Origin of the sequence: Roseivivax lentus (assembly GCF_900156805.1) — a bacterium.
Lineage (GTDB): Bacteria > Pseudomonadota > Alphaproteobacteria > Rhodobacterales > Rhodobacteraceae > Roseivivax > Roseivivax lentus.
On the sequence record NZ_FTOQ01000003.1, the window covers coordinates 33,708 to 47,532 of the forward strand.

The following is a 13,825-nucleotide window of genomic DNA, read 5'->3' on the forward strand; positions in this document are numbered from 1 at the left end:
GGGGCAGGGGACGGCCAGCCCGGCCCCTGCGCTTGATCGCGGTCAAGATGCCCGGCGGCGCGGTGTCGTAAGGCAGGTCGATGGTCCTGCCCGCGACATCCCTGCCGATCAGCCTTGTCGTCTTCGCCCTCGCGGCGGGCGTGGTCTGGATGACGGGCGCGCGCCTTGCCTATCTCGCCGATACCCTGTCCGAACGGCTGCGGCTGGCCTCGTCGCTGGTGGGTCTCCTGTTCCTGTCGCTCGCCACCTCGCTGCCGGAGGTGGCGACGACGCTGTCGGCGGCGGCGCGGCAGGACAGCGATCTGGTGCTGAACAACCTCTTCGGGGGCATCGCGCTGCAGACGGCCATCCTCGCGGCGGCGGATTTCCGGGTGGGCCGCGCGATCACCAGCTTTCCGCGCAAGGCCAACCACGCGCTCGAGGCGACGCTCGTGGTCCTGCTGCTGTCGCTGACGCTGATCTTCACGATCCTCGGCGACCGGGTGAGCGTTGCGGGGGCGGGGCTCGGCAGTGCGCTCGTGGCGCTGGCCTATCTCGGGGCCGTGGCGCTGTTGCGGCGCTATGACGACAAGTCGGACTGGGTGCCGGTGGACCTGCCCGATCCCGAACCGCTGCCGTTCCCGGCGCCGACCGGGCTGCATCTGGACAGCAACCGCGCGCTGGGCCTGCAGGTGGTGCTGGCCTGCGCGCTCATCCTCGTCTTCGGGCTGCTGCTGGTCGTCTTCGCCGCGCGGATCGCGGAGCAATCGGGGCTCGGCGCGAGCTTCATCGGGGTGACGCTGCTGGCTGCGGCCACCTCTCTGCCGGAGCTCACGACGAGCCTGACCGCCGTGCGGATCGGCGCCTACACGCTGGCCATCTCGAACATCTTCGGCAGTAACCTCATCATGGTCGTGCTGGTCTTTCCCGCCGATCTCATGGTCGGCGGCGCGCCGATCCTGAACCAGGCCTCGGCCACGGTGCGGCTGTCGCTGTGTTTCGGGATCCTCGTGACCGCGCTCTACATCGTGGGCATGATCGTGCGGCGGAAGCCCCGGATCGGAGCGGCGGGGCTCGATTCGATCCTCGTGCTTTTGGGCTTCGCGGGCAGTCTCTGGGCCTATTACCTCGTGCGCTGAGCGCGCAGATGCCATCCGGTCTTGACGAGTTCCGGCACCACCAGCAGCGGCAGCGCGAGCGCCAGGATCAACTGCCATTCCGCCCAGCCGATGGGCACGGTGTGCAGCAGTACCTGCAGCGGCGGCCAGTAGACGGCCAGCGCCTGCATCCCCATCGTCGCCGTCAGCGCAAGCAGGAGCAGCGGGTTCGACAGCCAGCCGATGCGCCAGCAGGGCGCGTGCAGCGAGCGGAAGGCGAAGACGCTGACCTTTTCGAAGACCACCATGCCGGTGAAGGCGGCGGTGCGGGCCAGCTCGACGCCGTGTTCCTGCAGCGAGAAGAACAGCCACAGGCTGGCCGAGCCGGAATAGAGCCCGAAGAGCGCGATCGTGCCGATCCCCGCCCAGCCGAGAATCGGGGCGTCGCGGCCGCGCGGCGGCTCTTCCATGTGGTCCGGTTCGGCCTTCTCGAGCCCGAGCGCCACAGCGGTCACCCCGTCGGTCACGAGGTTCATCCAGAGGATCTGCGTCGCCAGGAAGATCAGCGGCCCGCCAAGGGCGATATTGACCACCAGTGCCACGATCTCACCGGCATTGGAGGACAGGAGATAGCGCACGAACTTGCGGATATTGGCGAATTGCCGACGCCCTTCGCCGATGGCGGCGACGATGGTGGCGAAATTGTCGTCGAGCAGGACGAGATCGGCCGCCTCCCGCGCGACATCGGTGCCGCGGATGCCCATGGCGACGCCGATATCGGCCTGTTTCAGCGCGGGCGCGTCGTTCACCCCATCGCCGGTCATCGCGACGATCTGCGCGCGCGATTGCAGCGCCCGGACGATGCGCATCTTCTCGGCAGGGCGCGTGCGGGCGAAGAGGATGTCGTGTTCGAGCCTGCGGGCCAGCTCCGCATCGGACAGCGCCTCGAGGGCATCCCCGGTTAGCGTCTCGGCGGGGGCGAGCCCCACCTGGTCGGCGATGGCGCGCGCGGTGACCGGGCTGTCGCCCGTCACCATCAGGACCCGGATCGCCGCCGACCGGGCCTGCCCGATGGCGGCCTGCACCTCGGCCCGGGGCGGGTCGATCAGGCCCACGAGGCCCAAGAAGGTCATGCCGGCCTCCTCGGCGGCGATCTTGTCGGTTTCGCGGTCGGCGAGCGCGATCACCCGCAGGCCGCGTTCGGCCATGCCCTCATAGGCCGCGCGCATGGCCGCGCGGTCCGCATCGGTCATCTCGCGGGCCTCCGCGCCGTCGCGGACCCGGGTCGAGACCGCGCTCACCGCCTCCGGCGCGCCCTTCATCAGCAGCCGCAGCCCGCCCGCGTCGCGCACCACCACGCTCATGCGTTTGCGGTCGCTGTCGAAGGGGATCTCGGCAAGGATCGCGCCCTCGGGCGGGACCGGCTGCCAGCCCTTGTAGGCCAGCGTCACCAGCGCCGCTTCGGTGGGCGCGCCCGCCATGGTCCAGCCCGACGGGCCGCGGGTCAGCCGGGCATGGGTGCAGCCGATGGCCACCCGCAGGAGATCCGCCAGCACGGGGTCGTCGGTGACCCGAATGCGCGCGCCGTCGCGGGCGATATGACCGGTCGGATCGTAGCCGGTGCCCGTCACCGTGTAGCGCTGCGCGGGCGTCCAGATATCGGTCGCGGTCATCTTGTTCTCGGTCAGCGTGCCGGTCTTGTCGGTGCAGATCACCGAGGCCGCGCCCAGCGTCTCGATGGCCTGCAGACGGCGGGCGAGGGCGTGCTGGCGCACCATCGCCGCCGCCCCGAGCGCAAGCGTGATGGTGACCACCGCGGGCAGCCCCTCGGGCACGATGGCCACGGCCAGCGACAGGCCGGTCATCAGCATCTCGGTCATGTCGCGTCCGAGCGCGAGGCCCAGAAGAGCAATGCCCGAGGCGATGGCGAGGGCGGCGAGGCCCAGCTGCGTCGCAAGCCGCCCAAGATGCCGTTCGAGATGGGTCTTGTGCTGGGCCGTGCCGCCGGTCAGACCGGCGATCTGGCCGAATTCCGTGGCCGCGCCGGTCGCGGTGACCTCCGCCTCCGCACGGCCCGCCACGATAGCGGTGCCCGAGAACACCACCGACGACGGGGCGCCCTTGCTGACCGGCACCGATTCGCCCGTCAGCACGCTTTCGTCGACGCGCAGCGACACGCTTTCGTCGAGGGTCGCATCGGCGGGGACCGTATCGCCCGTCTCCAGAAGGATGAGATCGCCCGGCACCAGCTCGCGCGCCGGGATCACCTCTTCGCGCCCCTCGCGGATCACCGTCGCCTTGGGCGCCATGAGCGAGCGCAGCGCGGCGAGTGCCGTCTCTGCGCGCCATTCCTGCACGAAGCCGAGCGCTGCGTTCAGCACCACCACAAGCCCGATGGCGGCGGCGTCGATCCGTTCGCCCAACACCAGCGCGACCGCGGCGGCGATCACCAGAATCAGGATCAGGAAACTCGAGAATTGCCGCGCAAGGATCGTCCAGGGCCCCGCGACCGACGGGTCGGGCAGGGCGTTCCAGCCCGCCTTCGCCCGCCGCGCCGCCACCTCCGCGGCGCTCAGCCCCTGTCTGCCCGTCGCCTGCACCGCGCACTCCGATTCCGCCTGTTGCCGGGGCAGAGTAGCGGGGCGCGCCGGACATGCCCCATGATCGGGATCAATAAAACCCGCGCCGGCCTTCTCGAGACCGCGTGCGTCACTGGCGCGCGGTCCGCCGCCGATGGCGGATCATTTGATCCCGATCATATCGCCCGGGCGCGGCCTTGCTCAGGATGGCCCCGCATCAGGCTATCTGGAGGGCCCGCAAATGACCGACGCCGAGGACGATGTCGCCCAAACCCTCGGGATTTCCGGGACCGGTGCGCGCCGTCGGCGGTGGCGCATCGGTCTTGCGGCACTCGCGGTGATCCTGCTGGGGGGCCTCGGCGCCTTCGTCCTGACGCGCGGCGGTCCGGAGGTGGATTACCTGACTGCGCCGGTCGCGCGCGGGGATTTCGACGTGATCGTGTCGGCCACCGGGACGGTCGAGCCCACCAACCTCGTTGAGATCTCGAGCGAGCTTTCCGGCACGCTCGACAAAGTGCATGTGGATTACAACGACACCGTCGAGGTGGGCTCGGTGCTCGCGACGCTCGACACCACCAAGCTCGAGGCGCAGCTTGCGGTCAGCCGGGCGTCGCTCGATGCCGCGATCGCCCGGGTGGCGATGGCGCAGGCGACCCTGACCGAGGCGCGCGACGCCTTCGAGACCGCGCAGAGCCTTGAGGCGCGCGGCGTGACCTCGCACCAGACCTTCGTACGCGAGCAGGCGCGCTTCATCCGCGCGCAGAGCGAACTGCAATCGGCCCAGGCCGAGGTCGCGCTCGCCGAGGCCAATCTCGATCTGTACCAGGCGGAATACGACAAGGCCTGCATCTGTTCGCCGGTCGCGGGCACCGTGCTGAACCGGGCCGCCGATCCGGGCCAGATCGTGGCCTCGGCGCTCTCGGCGCCGATCCTCTTCACGGTCGCCGAGGACCTGCGCCAGATGGAGCTGCGCGTCGATGTGGACGAGGCCGATATCGGGCGTGTGCAGGTCGGTCAGCAGGCGGTCTTCACCGTCGATGCCTATGACGACCGTCGCTTTCCCGCCGAGATCGTGACAATCCGCTTCGCGCCCGAAACGGTGGACGGCGTGGTCACCTACAAGGCGGTGCTGACCATCGACAACGCCGATCTCGCGCTGCGCCCGGGCATGACCGCGACCGCCGACATCATCGTGGCCGAGGTGCGCGACGCGCTGACCGTGCCCGATGCCGCCCTGCGCTATGCCCCGCCCGACGCGGAGGCCGACGCGGCCCAATCGAAGAACCGCAGCGGGCTTCTGGGCATGCTGATCCCCGAGGCCGAGGATGGGCGGACGGGGCGTGCGGATGGCCGCACGGTCTGGGTGCTGGACGCGGACGGCCCCCGCGAAGTGCCGGTGACGCCGGGCCTGAGCGACGGACGGGTCACGCAGATCCTCGATGGCGCACTCTCGGCGGGGGACCGTGTGATCACGGATCGGCTCGATGGCTGAGCGGGCGGGACAGGCGCGGGCGCCGCTCATCGAGCTCGAGGGCATCACGCGCATCTACGGGCAGGGCGCGGCGGAGGTGCGCGCGCTCGACGGGATCGACCTGACGATCCGGGAGGGGGAATTCGTGGCGATCATGGGGCCCAGCGGTTCCGGCAAGTCCACGGCCCTGAACGTGATCGGGTGCCTCGACCGGCCCAGCGGCGGGCATTATCGCTTCTGCGGCACCGAGGTCGCGACGCTGACCCGCGACCAGCGCGCGCTTCTGAGGCGGCATTACCTCGGCTTCGTGTTCCAGGGCTACAACCTCCTGCCGCGGATGAGCGCGCTGCAGAACGTCGAATTGCCGCTGATCTACAAGGGTCTCAAGCGCGCCGAGCGCAATCGCGCCGCCATGGCCGCCCTGCGCCACATGGGACTCGGGGACCGGGCGCATCACGACCCATCGGAGCTGTCGGGCGGGCAGCAGCAGCGCGTGGCCATCGCCCGGGCGCTGGCGGGCCGCCCGCGCGTGATGCTGGCCGACGAGCCCACCGGCAACCTCGACACCAAGCGCTCGATCGAGATCATGGAGGTGCTGACCGCGCTCAACCGCGAGGAGGGACTGACCATCGTCATGGTCACCCATGAAGACGACATGGCGGCCTTCGCCGACCGCCTGATCTGGATGGTGGACGGCCGGATCGCGAGCGACGGCCCGATGGGCAAGGCGGCCTGAGATGCTGTGGGAAACCATCCGCCTCGCGCTTCAGGCCATCCTGCGCCACGCCACGCGCTCCTTCCTGACGGTGCTGGGCGTGGTGATCGGCGTGGGCGCCGTGATCGCCATGGTCACCGTCGGGCAGGGTTCGGCCGATCAGGTCACCGCGGATGTGGAGAAGCTGGGCGCGAACACGCTGATGGTGCTGCCGGGCGAGGACCCGCTGGGCGGCGGTCCGCCGGGCACCGCGCTGAAGATGTTCACCCTGCGCGACAACAACGCGCTCGAAGAGCAGCTGTCGGTCGTGCGCGTCTCCGCCCCGATCAGCCAGATGCGCGCCCGCGTCGTCTTCGGCAACGAGAACCGCCGCACCGACGTGGTGGGCACCGACAACCGCTATTTCGAGGCGGCGCAATGGGAATTCGCGCTGGGCCGGCCCTTCACCGCCGCCGAGCTGCAATCGGGCCGCCCGGTCTGCGTCATCGGCGAGACCGTGCGCGACACGCTGTTCGGCCGCGCCGACCCGATCGGGCAGAGCCTGCGCGCCAAGACGCTGTCCTGCGAGGTGGTGGGGCTTCTGCGGTCCAAGGGCGCGTCGACCTTCGGCACCGATCAGGACGATTTCGTCATCATGCCGCTGCGGACCTTCCAGCGCCGGATCGCGGGCAACAGCGATGTCTCGGTGCTGTTCGCGGCGATCCGCGAGGGCGTCGATACCGAGCGCGCGGCGCGCGAGATCGAGGCGCTGATGCGCCAGCGCCGCCGCATCGGCGCCGCCGAAGAGGACGATTTCGACGTGATCGACATGAAGCAGGTGGCCTCGATGCTGGCCGGCATCACCGACATCCTGACCGGCCTTCTGGCGGCGGTCGCCATGGTCAGCCTGCTGGTGGGCGGGATCGGGATCATGAACATCATGCTCGTCTCGGTCACCGAGCGCACGCGCGAGATCGGCATCCGCCTCGCGGTCGGCGCCGAGGCCCGGCAGGTGCTGATGCAGTTCCTCGTGGAGGCGGTGGTGCTGTCGCTCGTGGGCGGGCTGATCGGCGTGATCGCGGGGCTCGGCATGGGGTATCTGGGCGCGCGGGCGCTGTCCGTGCCCTTCGCGCCCGATCCGCTGATCGTGCTCGTGGCCTTTGCGTTTTCGGCCGGCGTGGGGGTGATCTTCGGCTATTTCCCGGCCCGCCGCGCGGCGCGGCTCGACCCGATCGAGGCGCTCAGGCATGAATGACAGGCTTCGGTACCGGCATCCGCTGCGGTGTCTTTGGGTCGCGCTGCTGCTGATGCTGCTGCCGCTGCTGGCCTCGGCTGCATCCGCCGCCGAGGCAGGCGCGTTCCAGCGGCTGCTCGACCGGCACGGGATCGACTACCAGGTGCCCGCGACCGGCAAGGCGATCCTCGTCAACATCCCCGCCTATGAGCTTGTCGCCTTCGAGGACGGCGCGCCGATCCTGCGCAGCCGCGTGATCGTCGGCACGCCCTGGACCCGGACGCCCCTGCGCGAGACCGAGACCAGCGTCGTGCGTTTCCGCCCCACCTGGCGGCCGACGCCGTCGATGGTGGCCAGCGGCGAATGCGCCGATTACGTGCGCCCGCCGGGCGAGGACAATCCGCTGGGCCTCGCGGCGGTGCGGCTGGAGCCGGGCTTCCTGGTCTATCTGCACGACACCAACCGGCGCGACCTCTTCGCGCAGGACGACCGCGCGCTGTCGCATGGCTGCGTGCGGGTGCAGGACTGGGACCGGCTGATCGCGTGGCTGCTGGACATGCCTCTGGCGGAGGTGCATCGCCACGCGAGCACCGGCGGAACCCATGATGTCGCCGTGCCGGGCGTGCCCGTCAGCCTGAACTACCTGCGCCGCTTTCCGGACGCCGAGGGGCGCATCCTCTGTCACCCGGATATCTACGGAAAGGATCCTGCGGGCTGCTGACGAAGGATGCGGGCCAGGGGCCGAGGTCGGGCGGTGCGCGCCGGGCAGGGTCGGTGCGAGACGGCGCCGATCTGAGACCGTGACGGCAGCACCGCGCGATCAGGATTTCGGTTTGCCGCGCGTCTTGCGCACGTAAAGCTCCATCCGATGATGCACGATCTCGTAGCCCATGGAGGCCGCGAGCGCGTCCTGCAGGGCCTCGATTTCCTCGGACTGGAACTCGACCACCTCGCCGCTGTCGACGTCGATCATGTGGTCGTGATGGTCGAGATCGGCATGTTCGAACCGGGCGGTGTCGCCCTCGAATTGCAGCCGCTGGATGACTCCGTGTTCCTCTAGCGCCGACAGCGTGCGGTAGACCGTCGACAGCGAGATGCCGGGCACCGCATCCGCCGCGCGGCGATGCAGCTCCACCGCGTCGGGATGGTCCTCGGACTGGGCGATGATATCGACCAGTGCGGCGCGCTGGCGGGTGATCCGGATGCCCGAATCCCGCAGCGCCTGGGTGAATTTTTCGGCCAATGCATCGCTGTCGCTCATAGGGTCTGAATGCACAAAGCGGCGGCAGGCATCAAGGGCTTTGTTGCGAATCGTTCGCAACTGACTTGACAGTTGCAAATCATTCCTAAATGCATAACGCAGACACCCGGCGCGGGATGGACCGCGCCGTCCAACAGACAGAGGAGACCCGCATGTTCCGCCGACCGACGCTTCCGGCCGTTTTCGTGACCGCGCTTGCCGCCAGCTGGGGCGCAGGCCCCGCCCTGGCCGAAGACAGGATGAAGGTCGTCACCACCTTCACGGTGCTGGCGGACATGGCCGCGAACGTGGCGGGGGATGCGGCCGACGTGGTGTCGGTCACCAAGCCCGGCGCGGAAATCCACGGCTACGAGCCCACGCCGCAGGACATCGTGCGCGCGCTCGATGCCGATCTGGTGCTGTGGAACGGTCTCAATCTCGAGCTGTGGTTCGAACAATTCCTGTCGAACCTGCGCGACGTGCCGTCGGTCACCCTGTCGGACGGGATCGATCCGATCTCCATCTCCAGCGGCTCCTACGAGGGGATGCCCAACCCGCATGCCTGGATGGGGCTCGACAACGCGCTGATCTATATCGACAACATCGCCGCGGCCTTCGCCGAGCAGGATCCCGACAACTCCGAGACCTATGCCGCCAATGCGGATGCCTACAAGGTCCAGTTGCGCGCGGCGATCGAGCCCCTGCGCGCGCGGATCGAAACCATTCCCGAAGACCAGCGTTGGCTTGTCACATGCGAGGGCGCGTTCAGCTACCTCGCGCGGGATTTCGGCATGAAGGAACTCTATCTCTGGCCCATGAACGCCGACCAGGTCGGCACGCCGCAACAGGTGCGCGCGGTGATCGATGGGGTGCGCGAGAACGATATTCCCGTGGTCTTCTGCGAAAGCACCGTCAGCACCGCGCCGGCCGAACAGGTGGCGCGGGAGACCGGCGCGGCATTCGGCGGCGTCCTCTATGTCGACAGCCTGAGCGTCCCGGACGGTCCGGTGCCGACCTATCTCGACCTGTTGCGCGTCACCGCGACCACTGTGGCCGACGGGCTTACGCAGGCCGCCACGAATTGAAACGTCGTTGAAATGAACCCGGAAGGACATGAGGCATCGAACGCGCCATGAAACATGAAACGCCCGATATCGACGCGGCAAGCATCGCGCTTCGCGTGCCGGAGCGTGACACCGGGCCGCGCGACACGACCCAGGGCGCGGCGGGGATTTCCGTGCGCGACGTGACCGTGACCTACCGCAACGGGCACACGGCGCTTTGGGATGCCACCTTTGACGTGCCGCGCGGCTCGATCACGGCGATCCTCGGGGTCAACGGCGCGGGCAAGTCCACGCTCTTCAAGGCGCTGATGGGCTTCGTGCCCGTGGCGCGCGGCGAGATCGCGCTGATGGGGCACCCGGTGGGCGATGCGCTGAAACGCAACCTCGTGGCCTACGTGCCGCAGGCCGAGGAGGTCGATTGGGACTTCCCGATCCTTGTCGAGGACGTGGTGATGATGGGCCGCTACGGCCATATGGGCTTTTTCCGCCGGGCGCGTGCGGCCGACCGCGCGGCGGTCGATGACGCGCTCGACCGGGTGGGCATGACCGAGTTCCGCCACCGCCAGATCGGCGAGCTGTCGGGCGGGCAGCGCAAGCGCGTCTTCCTCGCCCGGGCACTGGCACAGGAAGGGCGGGTGATCCTGCTCGACGAGCCCTTCACCGGGGTCGACGTGAAGACCGAGGAACGGATCATCGCGCTCTTGCGCGAATTGCGCGACGAGGGCCGGGTGATGCTGGTCTCCACGCACAATCTCGGCACGGTGCCGGAGTTCTGCGACCGCACCGTCCTCATCAAGGGCACGGTGCTCAATGCCGGGCCGACCGAGACGACCTTCACACGGCCCAAGCTCGAAGAGGCCTTCGGCGGCGTCCTGCGGCAGGTCACGCTGGGGCTCGGGGCCACCGAGTGATCCAGATGCTGCTGGAGCCCTTCACCTATGGCTACATGACCAACGCGATCTGGGTCTCGGCCCTGGTCGGCGGGGTCTGCGCCTTCCTGTCGGCCTACCTGATGCTGAAGGGCTGGTCGCTCATCGGCGACGCGCTGTCCCATTCGGTCGTGCCGGGCGTCGCGGGCGCCTACATGCTGGGACTGCCCTTCGCGCTGGGCGCGTTCATCTCGGGCGGGCTCGCGGCGGGGGCGATGCTGTTCCTCTCCGAGCGGTCCGGGCTGAAGCCCGATGTCATCATCGGCATGATCTTCACCTCGTTCTTCGGGCTCGGGCTGTTCATGGTCTCGGTGAGCCCGGTTTCCGTTTCGGTGCAGACCATCACCATGGGCAATATCCTCGCGATCACGCCCGAGGACACGCTGCAGCTTGCCATCATCGGCGTCGTGTCGCTGGCGATCCTGACGCTGAAATGGCGGGACCTGATGGTGACCTTCTTCGACGAGACCCATGCCCGCGCCATCGGCCTGCGCCCCGATCTGCTGAAGGGGCTGTTCTTCGTGCTGCTGTCGGCGAGCGTCGTGGCCGCGATGCAGACCGTGGGCGCGTTTCTGGTCATCGCCATGGTTGTGACGCCCGGGGCCACGGCCTACCTGCTTTGCGACCGGTTCGAGCGGCTGATCGTGACCTCGGTGGCGATCGGTGCGGGCACCAGCTTCGTCGGTGCTTACCTGAGCTATTTCCTCGACGGGGCGACGGGCGGCGTGATCGTCACGCTGCAGACGCTGATCTTCCTCGCCGCCTTCGTCTTCGCCCCGAAATACGGGCGGCTCGCCTCGCGCCGCCGGGCGGCCGAGGGCCTCTCGCGGGAGGGCACCGCATGAGCGCCGAAGCCCTTCTCCTGCCGTTCCAACTGCCCTTCATGCAGAACGCCTTCCTGATCTGCCTCGTAGTGTCGGTGCCCACGGCGCTTTTGTCGTGCTTTCTCGTGACCAAGGGCTGGGCGCTGATGGGCGACGCGGTTTCCCACGCGGTGCTGCCGGGGATCGTGCTGGCCTATGTCGCGGGCATTCCGCTGCTGATCGGGGCCTTCGCGGCGGGGATGACCTGCGCGGTGGCGACCGGATACCTTGCGGGCAACAGCCGGGTGAAGCAGGACACGGTGATGGGCGTCGTCTTCTCCGGCATGTTCGGGATCGGCATCGTCATGTATGTCTCCATCGAGACCAACGCGCATCTCGATCACATCCTCTTCGGCAACATGCTGGGAATCGAAGCGGACGAGCTTTGGACCGCGCTCGCCATCGCGGTCGTCGTCGCGGGCGGGCTGCTGCTGCGCTGGCGCGATCTCATGCTGCATGCCTTCGATCCGGCCCAGGCCCATGCGGCGGGTCTGCCGGTGGCTTGGCTGCATTACGGATTGCTGGCGGCGATTTCGCTGACCATCGTGGCGACGCTCTCGGCGGCGGGGCTGATCCTGTCGATCGGGCTTCTGATCGCGCCCGGGGCCATTGCCTTTCTCACCGTGCGGACGTTCCGCGCGATGCTCTGGGTGTCGGTCGCGGTCTGCATGGGGGCGATGAGCCTCGGGACCTATCTGAGCTTCTTTCTCGACAGCGCGCCTGCGCCGACCATCGTGCTGATCCTCTCGGCGCTTTTCGTGATGGCCTTTCTGCGTCGCCAGGTGACGACCCGCCGCGCCAGCCTGCGCGCGCGCGAGGCCGTGGCGGATTTGCCCGGCTGAACGCCTTTGCCCGCGCGCCGCTTGACTTTGCACGGGCAAGACGCCATGTGTCCCCCATCGCCGCGCTGCCGCGTGAGCTAGCCGCGCCCTTCCGTCATGACCGACGACCAGTGCGCACCCGGCGATACGACATCTCCAGTTCCCCATCACGCAGGGTTCCTGATGCGACGGCCAGAGCCGCGGGAAACGCCCGTGTCTTGTGAGGCCGCGCTTGACCCCACGTGCGCCGCAACCCTGCGGTCATGACCATGCACGGTCTGCCCCGGGAACCGGGATTCGGGCCTTGCGGCTTAAAGGATATCCTTTGTTCGATTTCGACATGCTCGGCCTCGCGCCGGCCCTCAACACCGCCCTTCAAAACAACAAACTGACGGAACCGACGCCGATCCAGAACAAGGCCATTCCGCTGGCGCTGGAAGGCCATGACATTCTGGGTCTCGCCCAGACCGGCACCGGCAAGACGCTGGCCTTCGGCCTGCCGCTGATCGACCACCTGCTGGCCGAGCCCGGCAAGCCCGAGCCGAAGCAGGCCAAGGCGCTGATCCTCGCGCCCACGCGCGAGCTGGTGAACCAGATCGCCGACAGCCTGCGCAGCCTCTCGCGCGAGACCCGCATCAAGGTCGCGACCGTGGTCGGCGGCCAGTCGATCAACCGCCAGATCTCCACCCTGTCGCGTGGCACCGACATCCTGGTCGCCACGCCCGGACGGCTGATCGACCTGATGGACCGCCGCGCGGTCGATCTCTCCTCGGTGCGCCATCTGGTCCTCGACGAGGCGGACCAGATGCTCGACATGGGCTTCATCCACGCGCTGCGGAAGATCGCGCCGAAGCTCGGCACGCCGCGCCAGACCATGCTGTTCTCGGCCACCATGCCGAAGCATATGGAGGAGCTTGCGGGCGCCTACCTGACCAACCCGCGCCGCGTGCAGGTCGCCCCTCCGGGCAAGGCCGCCGACAAGGTCACCCAATCGGTGCAATTCGTCGAGAAGGGCGCGAAGCCCGGACGCCTGCGGGACATCCTGTCGAATGACCGCGATGCCCTGACGCTCGTCTTCGCGCGCACCAAGCACGGCGCCGAGAAGCTGATGAAAGGCCTTGTGGCCGACGGCTTCAACGCCGCCTCGATCCACGGCAACAAGAGCCAGGGCCAACGCGACCGCGCCATCAAGGCGTTCCGCGACGGCACGATCAACATCCTCGTGGCGACCGACGTGGCCGCCCGCGGGATCGACATTCCGGGCGTGGCCTATGTCATCAACTACGAATTGCCGGACGTGCCGGACAATTACGTGCACCGGATCGGACGGACCGCGCGGGCGGGCCGCGAGGGCGAGGCGATCGCCTTCTGCTCGGCCGAAGAGGTGGAACTGCTCGAGCAGATCGAGAAGGTCATGAAGACCGAGATCCCCGTGGGTCACGGCACGCGGCCTGCGGCCATCCCGGGCGCCAAGCCCGGCGGTCGGCGCGGTGGCGGCGGCAATCGCGGCGGCGGCGGTGGCCGGGGTCGCGGCGGCAATATGCATGGCGCGGCCAAGGCGGCACCGGGCGGCGCACCGAAGAAGCATCGTCCGCGCCGGCGCAAGGCGGCATAAGGATCGCGAAGAGGCCTCGAACCAAGTTCGGGGCCTTTTCATTTGCAGTCTGACCTTAGGGACGTTGCGCGATCTGCCATGCGCCGAATGGTGTTGCGCCTGCCCGCGGGATGGCGCTGCAACCGTCGAACGGGCGCGCTTCATGCCAGCCGTATCCGCCTGCAGACCGAACGTCGCGCTTGCGTTGGCAAAGCGCCAGCCCGTCGCGCCGAAGGCGTACCGCCGCCACGAGATGCGCA

At 68.7% G+C, this 13,825-nt stretch carries 12 protein-coding genes; 10 read left to right on the forward strand and 2 right to left on the reverse strand.

The genetic code is table 11. The features are described 5' to 3' along the window. Nucleotides 1-80: 80 nt before the first annotated feature. Nucleotides 81-1,118 carry a sodium:calcium antiporter gene (locus BW990_RS07150; RefSeq protein ID WP_076446487.1) on the forward strand — a complete coding sequence of 346 codons (1,038 nt, stop codon included), beginning with the start codon at nt 81-83 and terminating at the stop codon, nt 1,116-1,118. Here the strand turns inward: BW990_RS07150 and BW990_RS07155 are convergent. Continuing rightward, a complete protein-coding gene (locus tag BW990_RS07155; protein WP_076446489.1) occupies nt 1,103-3,676 on the reverse strand; it encodes a cation-translocating P-type ATPase in 2,574 nt (857 codons plus the stop codon). The two genes, BW990_RS07150 and BW990_RS07155, sit on opposite strands and share 16 nt — an antisense overlap. A 220-nt stretch (nt 3,677-3,896) precedes the next feature. On the opposite strand from BW990_RS07155, the gene BW990_RS07160 reads away from it, so the two are divergent. The 4 genes from BW990_RS07160 to BW990_RS07175 are packed head-to-tail and all read left to right on the forward strand — an operon-like array spanning nt 3,897 to nt 7,775. Beyond that, nucleotides 3,897-5,147, forward strand: a complete 1,251-nt coding sequence (locus BW990_RS07160; RefSeq protein ID WP_076446491.1) for an efflux RND transporter periplasmic adaptor subunit — start codon at nt 3,897-3,899, stop codon at nt 5,145-5,147. Next, a complete protein-coding gene (locus tag BW990_RS07165; protein ID WP_076446493.1) occupies nt 5,140-5,862 on the forward strand; it encodes an ABC transporter ATP-binding protein in 723 nt (240 codons plus the stop codon). Before BW990_RS07160 ends, BW990_RS07165 begins: the two co-directional genes overlap by 8 nt. A gap of 1 nt (nt 5,863) precedes the next feature. After that, entirely contained in the window at nt 5,864-7,075 is a 1,212-nt protein-coding gene (locus BW990_RS07170) for an ABC transporter permease (protein ID WP_076446495.1), read from the forward strand. Continuing rightward, entirely contained in the window at nt 7,068-7,775 is a 708-nt protein-coding gene (locus BW990_RS07175; RefSeq protein ID WP_076446497.1) for a L,D-transpeptidase family protein, read from the forward strand. The genes BW990_RS07170 and BW990_RS07175 overlap by 8 nt, the downstream gene beginning before the upstream one ends. Nucleotides 7,776-7,874: 99 nt before the next feature. Here BW990_RS07175 and BW990_RS07180 read toward each other — a convergent pair whose 3' ends face one another. Next, complete coding sequence (locus tag BW990_RS07180; protein WP_076446500.1) at nt 7,875-8,315, reverse strand: Fur family transcriptional regulator; 441 nt, start codon at nt 8,313-8,315, stop codon at nt 7,875-7,877. A 152-nt stretch (nt 8,316-8,467) separates the two neighbouring features. On the opposite strand from BW990_RS07180, the gene BW990_RS07185 reads away from it, so the two are divergent. From BW990_RS07185 to BW990_RS07205, 5 genes are all read left to right on the forward strand, one after another. Then, complete coding sequence (locus tag BW990_RS07185) at nt 8,468-9,379, forward strand: metal ABC transporter substrate-binding protein (protein WP_076446502.1); 912 nt, start codon at nt 8,468-8,470, stop codon at nt 9,377-9,379. 47 nt (nt 9,380-9,426) lie between these two features. Next, on the forward strand, nt 9,427-10,269 hold the full coding sequence (locus tag BW990_RS07190) for a manganese/iron ABC transporter ATP-binding protein (protein WP_083950506.1): 843 nt from the start codon (nt 9,427-9,429) through the stop codon (nt 10,267-10,269). Then, nucleotides 10,269-11,132, forward strand: coding sequence for a metal ABC transporter permease (locus tag BW990_RS07195; RefSeq protein ID WP_143526121.1), 864 nt, complete (start codon nt 10,269-10,271; stop codon nt 11,130-11,132). Before BW990_RS07190 ends, BW990_RS07195 begins: the two co-directional genes overlap by 1 nt. After that, complete coding sequence (locus BW990_RS07200; protein ID WP_076447094.1) at nt 11,129-11,992, forward strand: metal ABC transporter permease; 864 nt, start codon at nt 11,129-11,131, stop codon at nt 11,990-11,992. Before BW990_RS07195 ends, BW990_RS07200 begins: the two co-directional genes overlap by 4 nt. A 304-nt stretch (nt 11,993-12,296) precedes the next feature. Continuing rightward, the gene (locus tag BW990_RS07205) at nt 12,297-13,586 is read left to right on the forward strand and encodes a DEAD/DEAH box helicase (RefSeq protein ID WP_076446506.1); all 1,290 of its coding nucleotides are present in this window, start codon (nt 12,297-12,299) and stop codon (nt 13,584-13,586) included. The last annotated feature ends 239 nt before the right edge of the window (nt 13,587-13,825 follow it).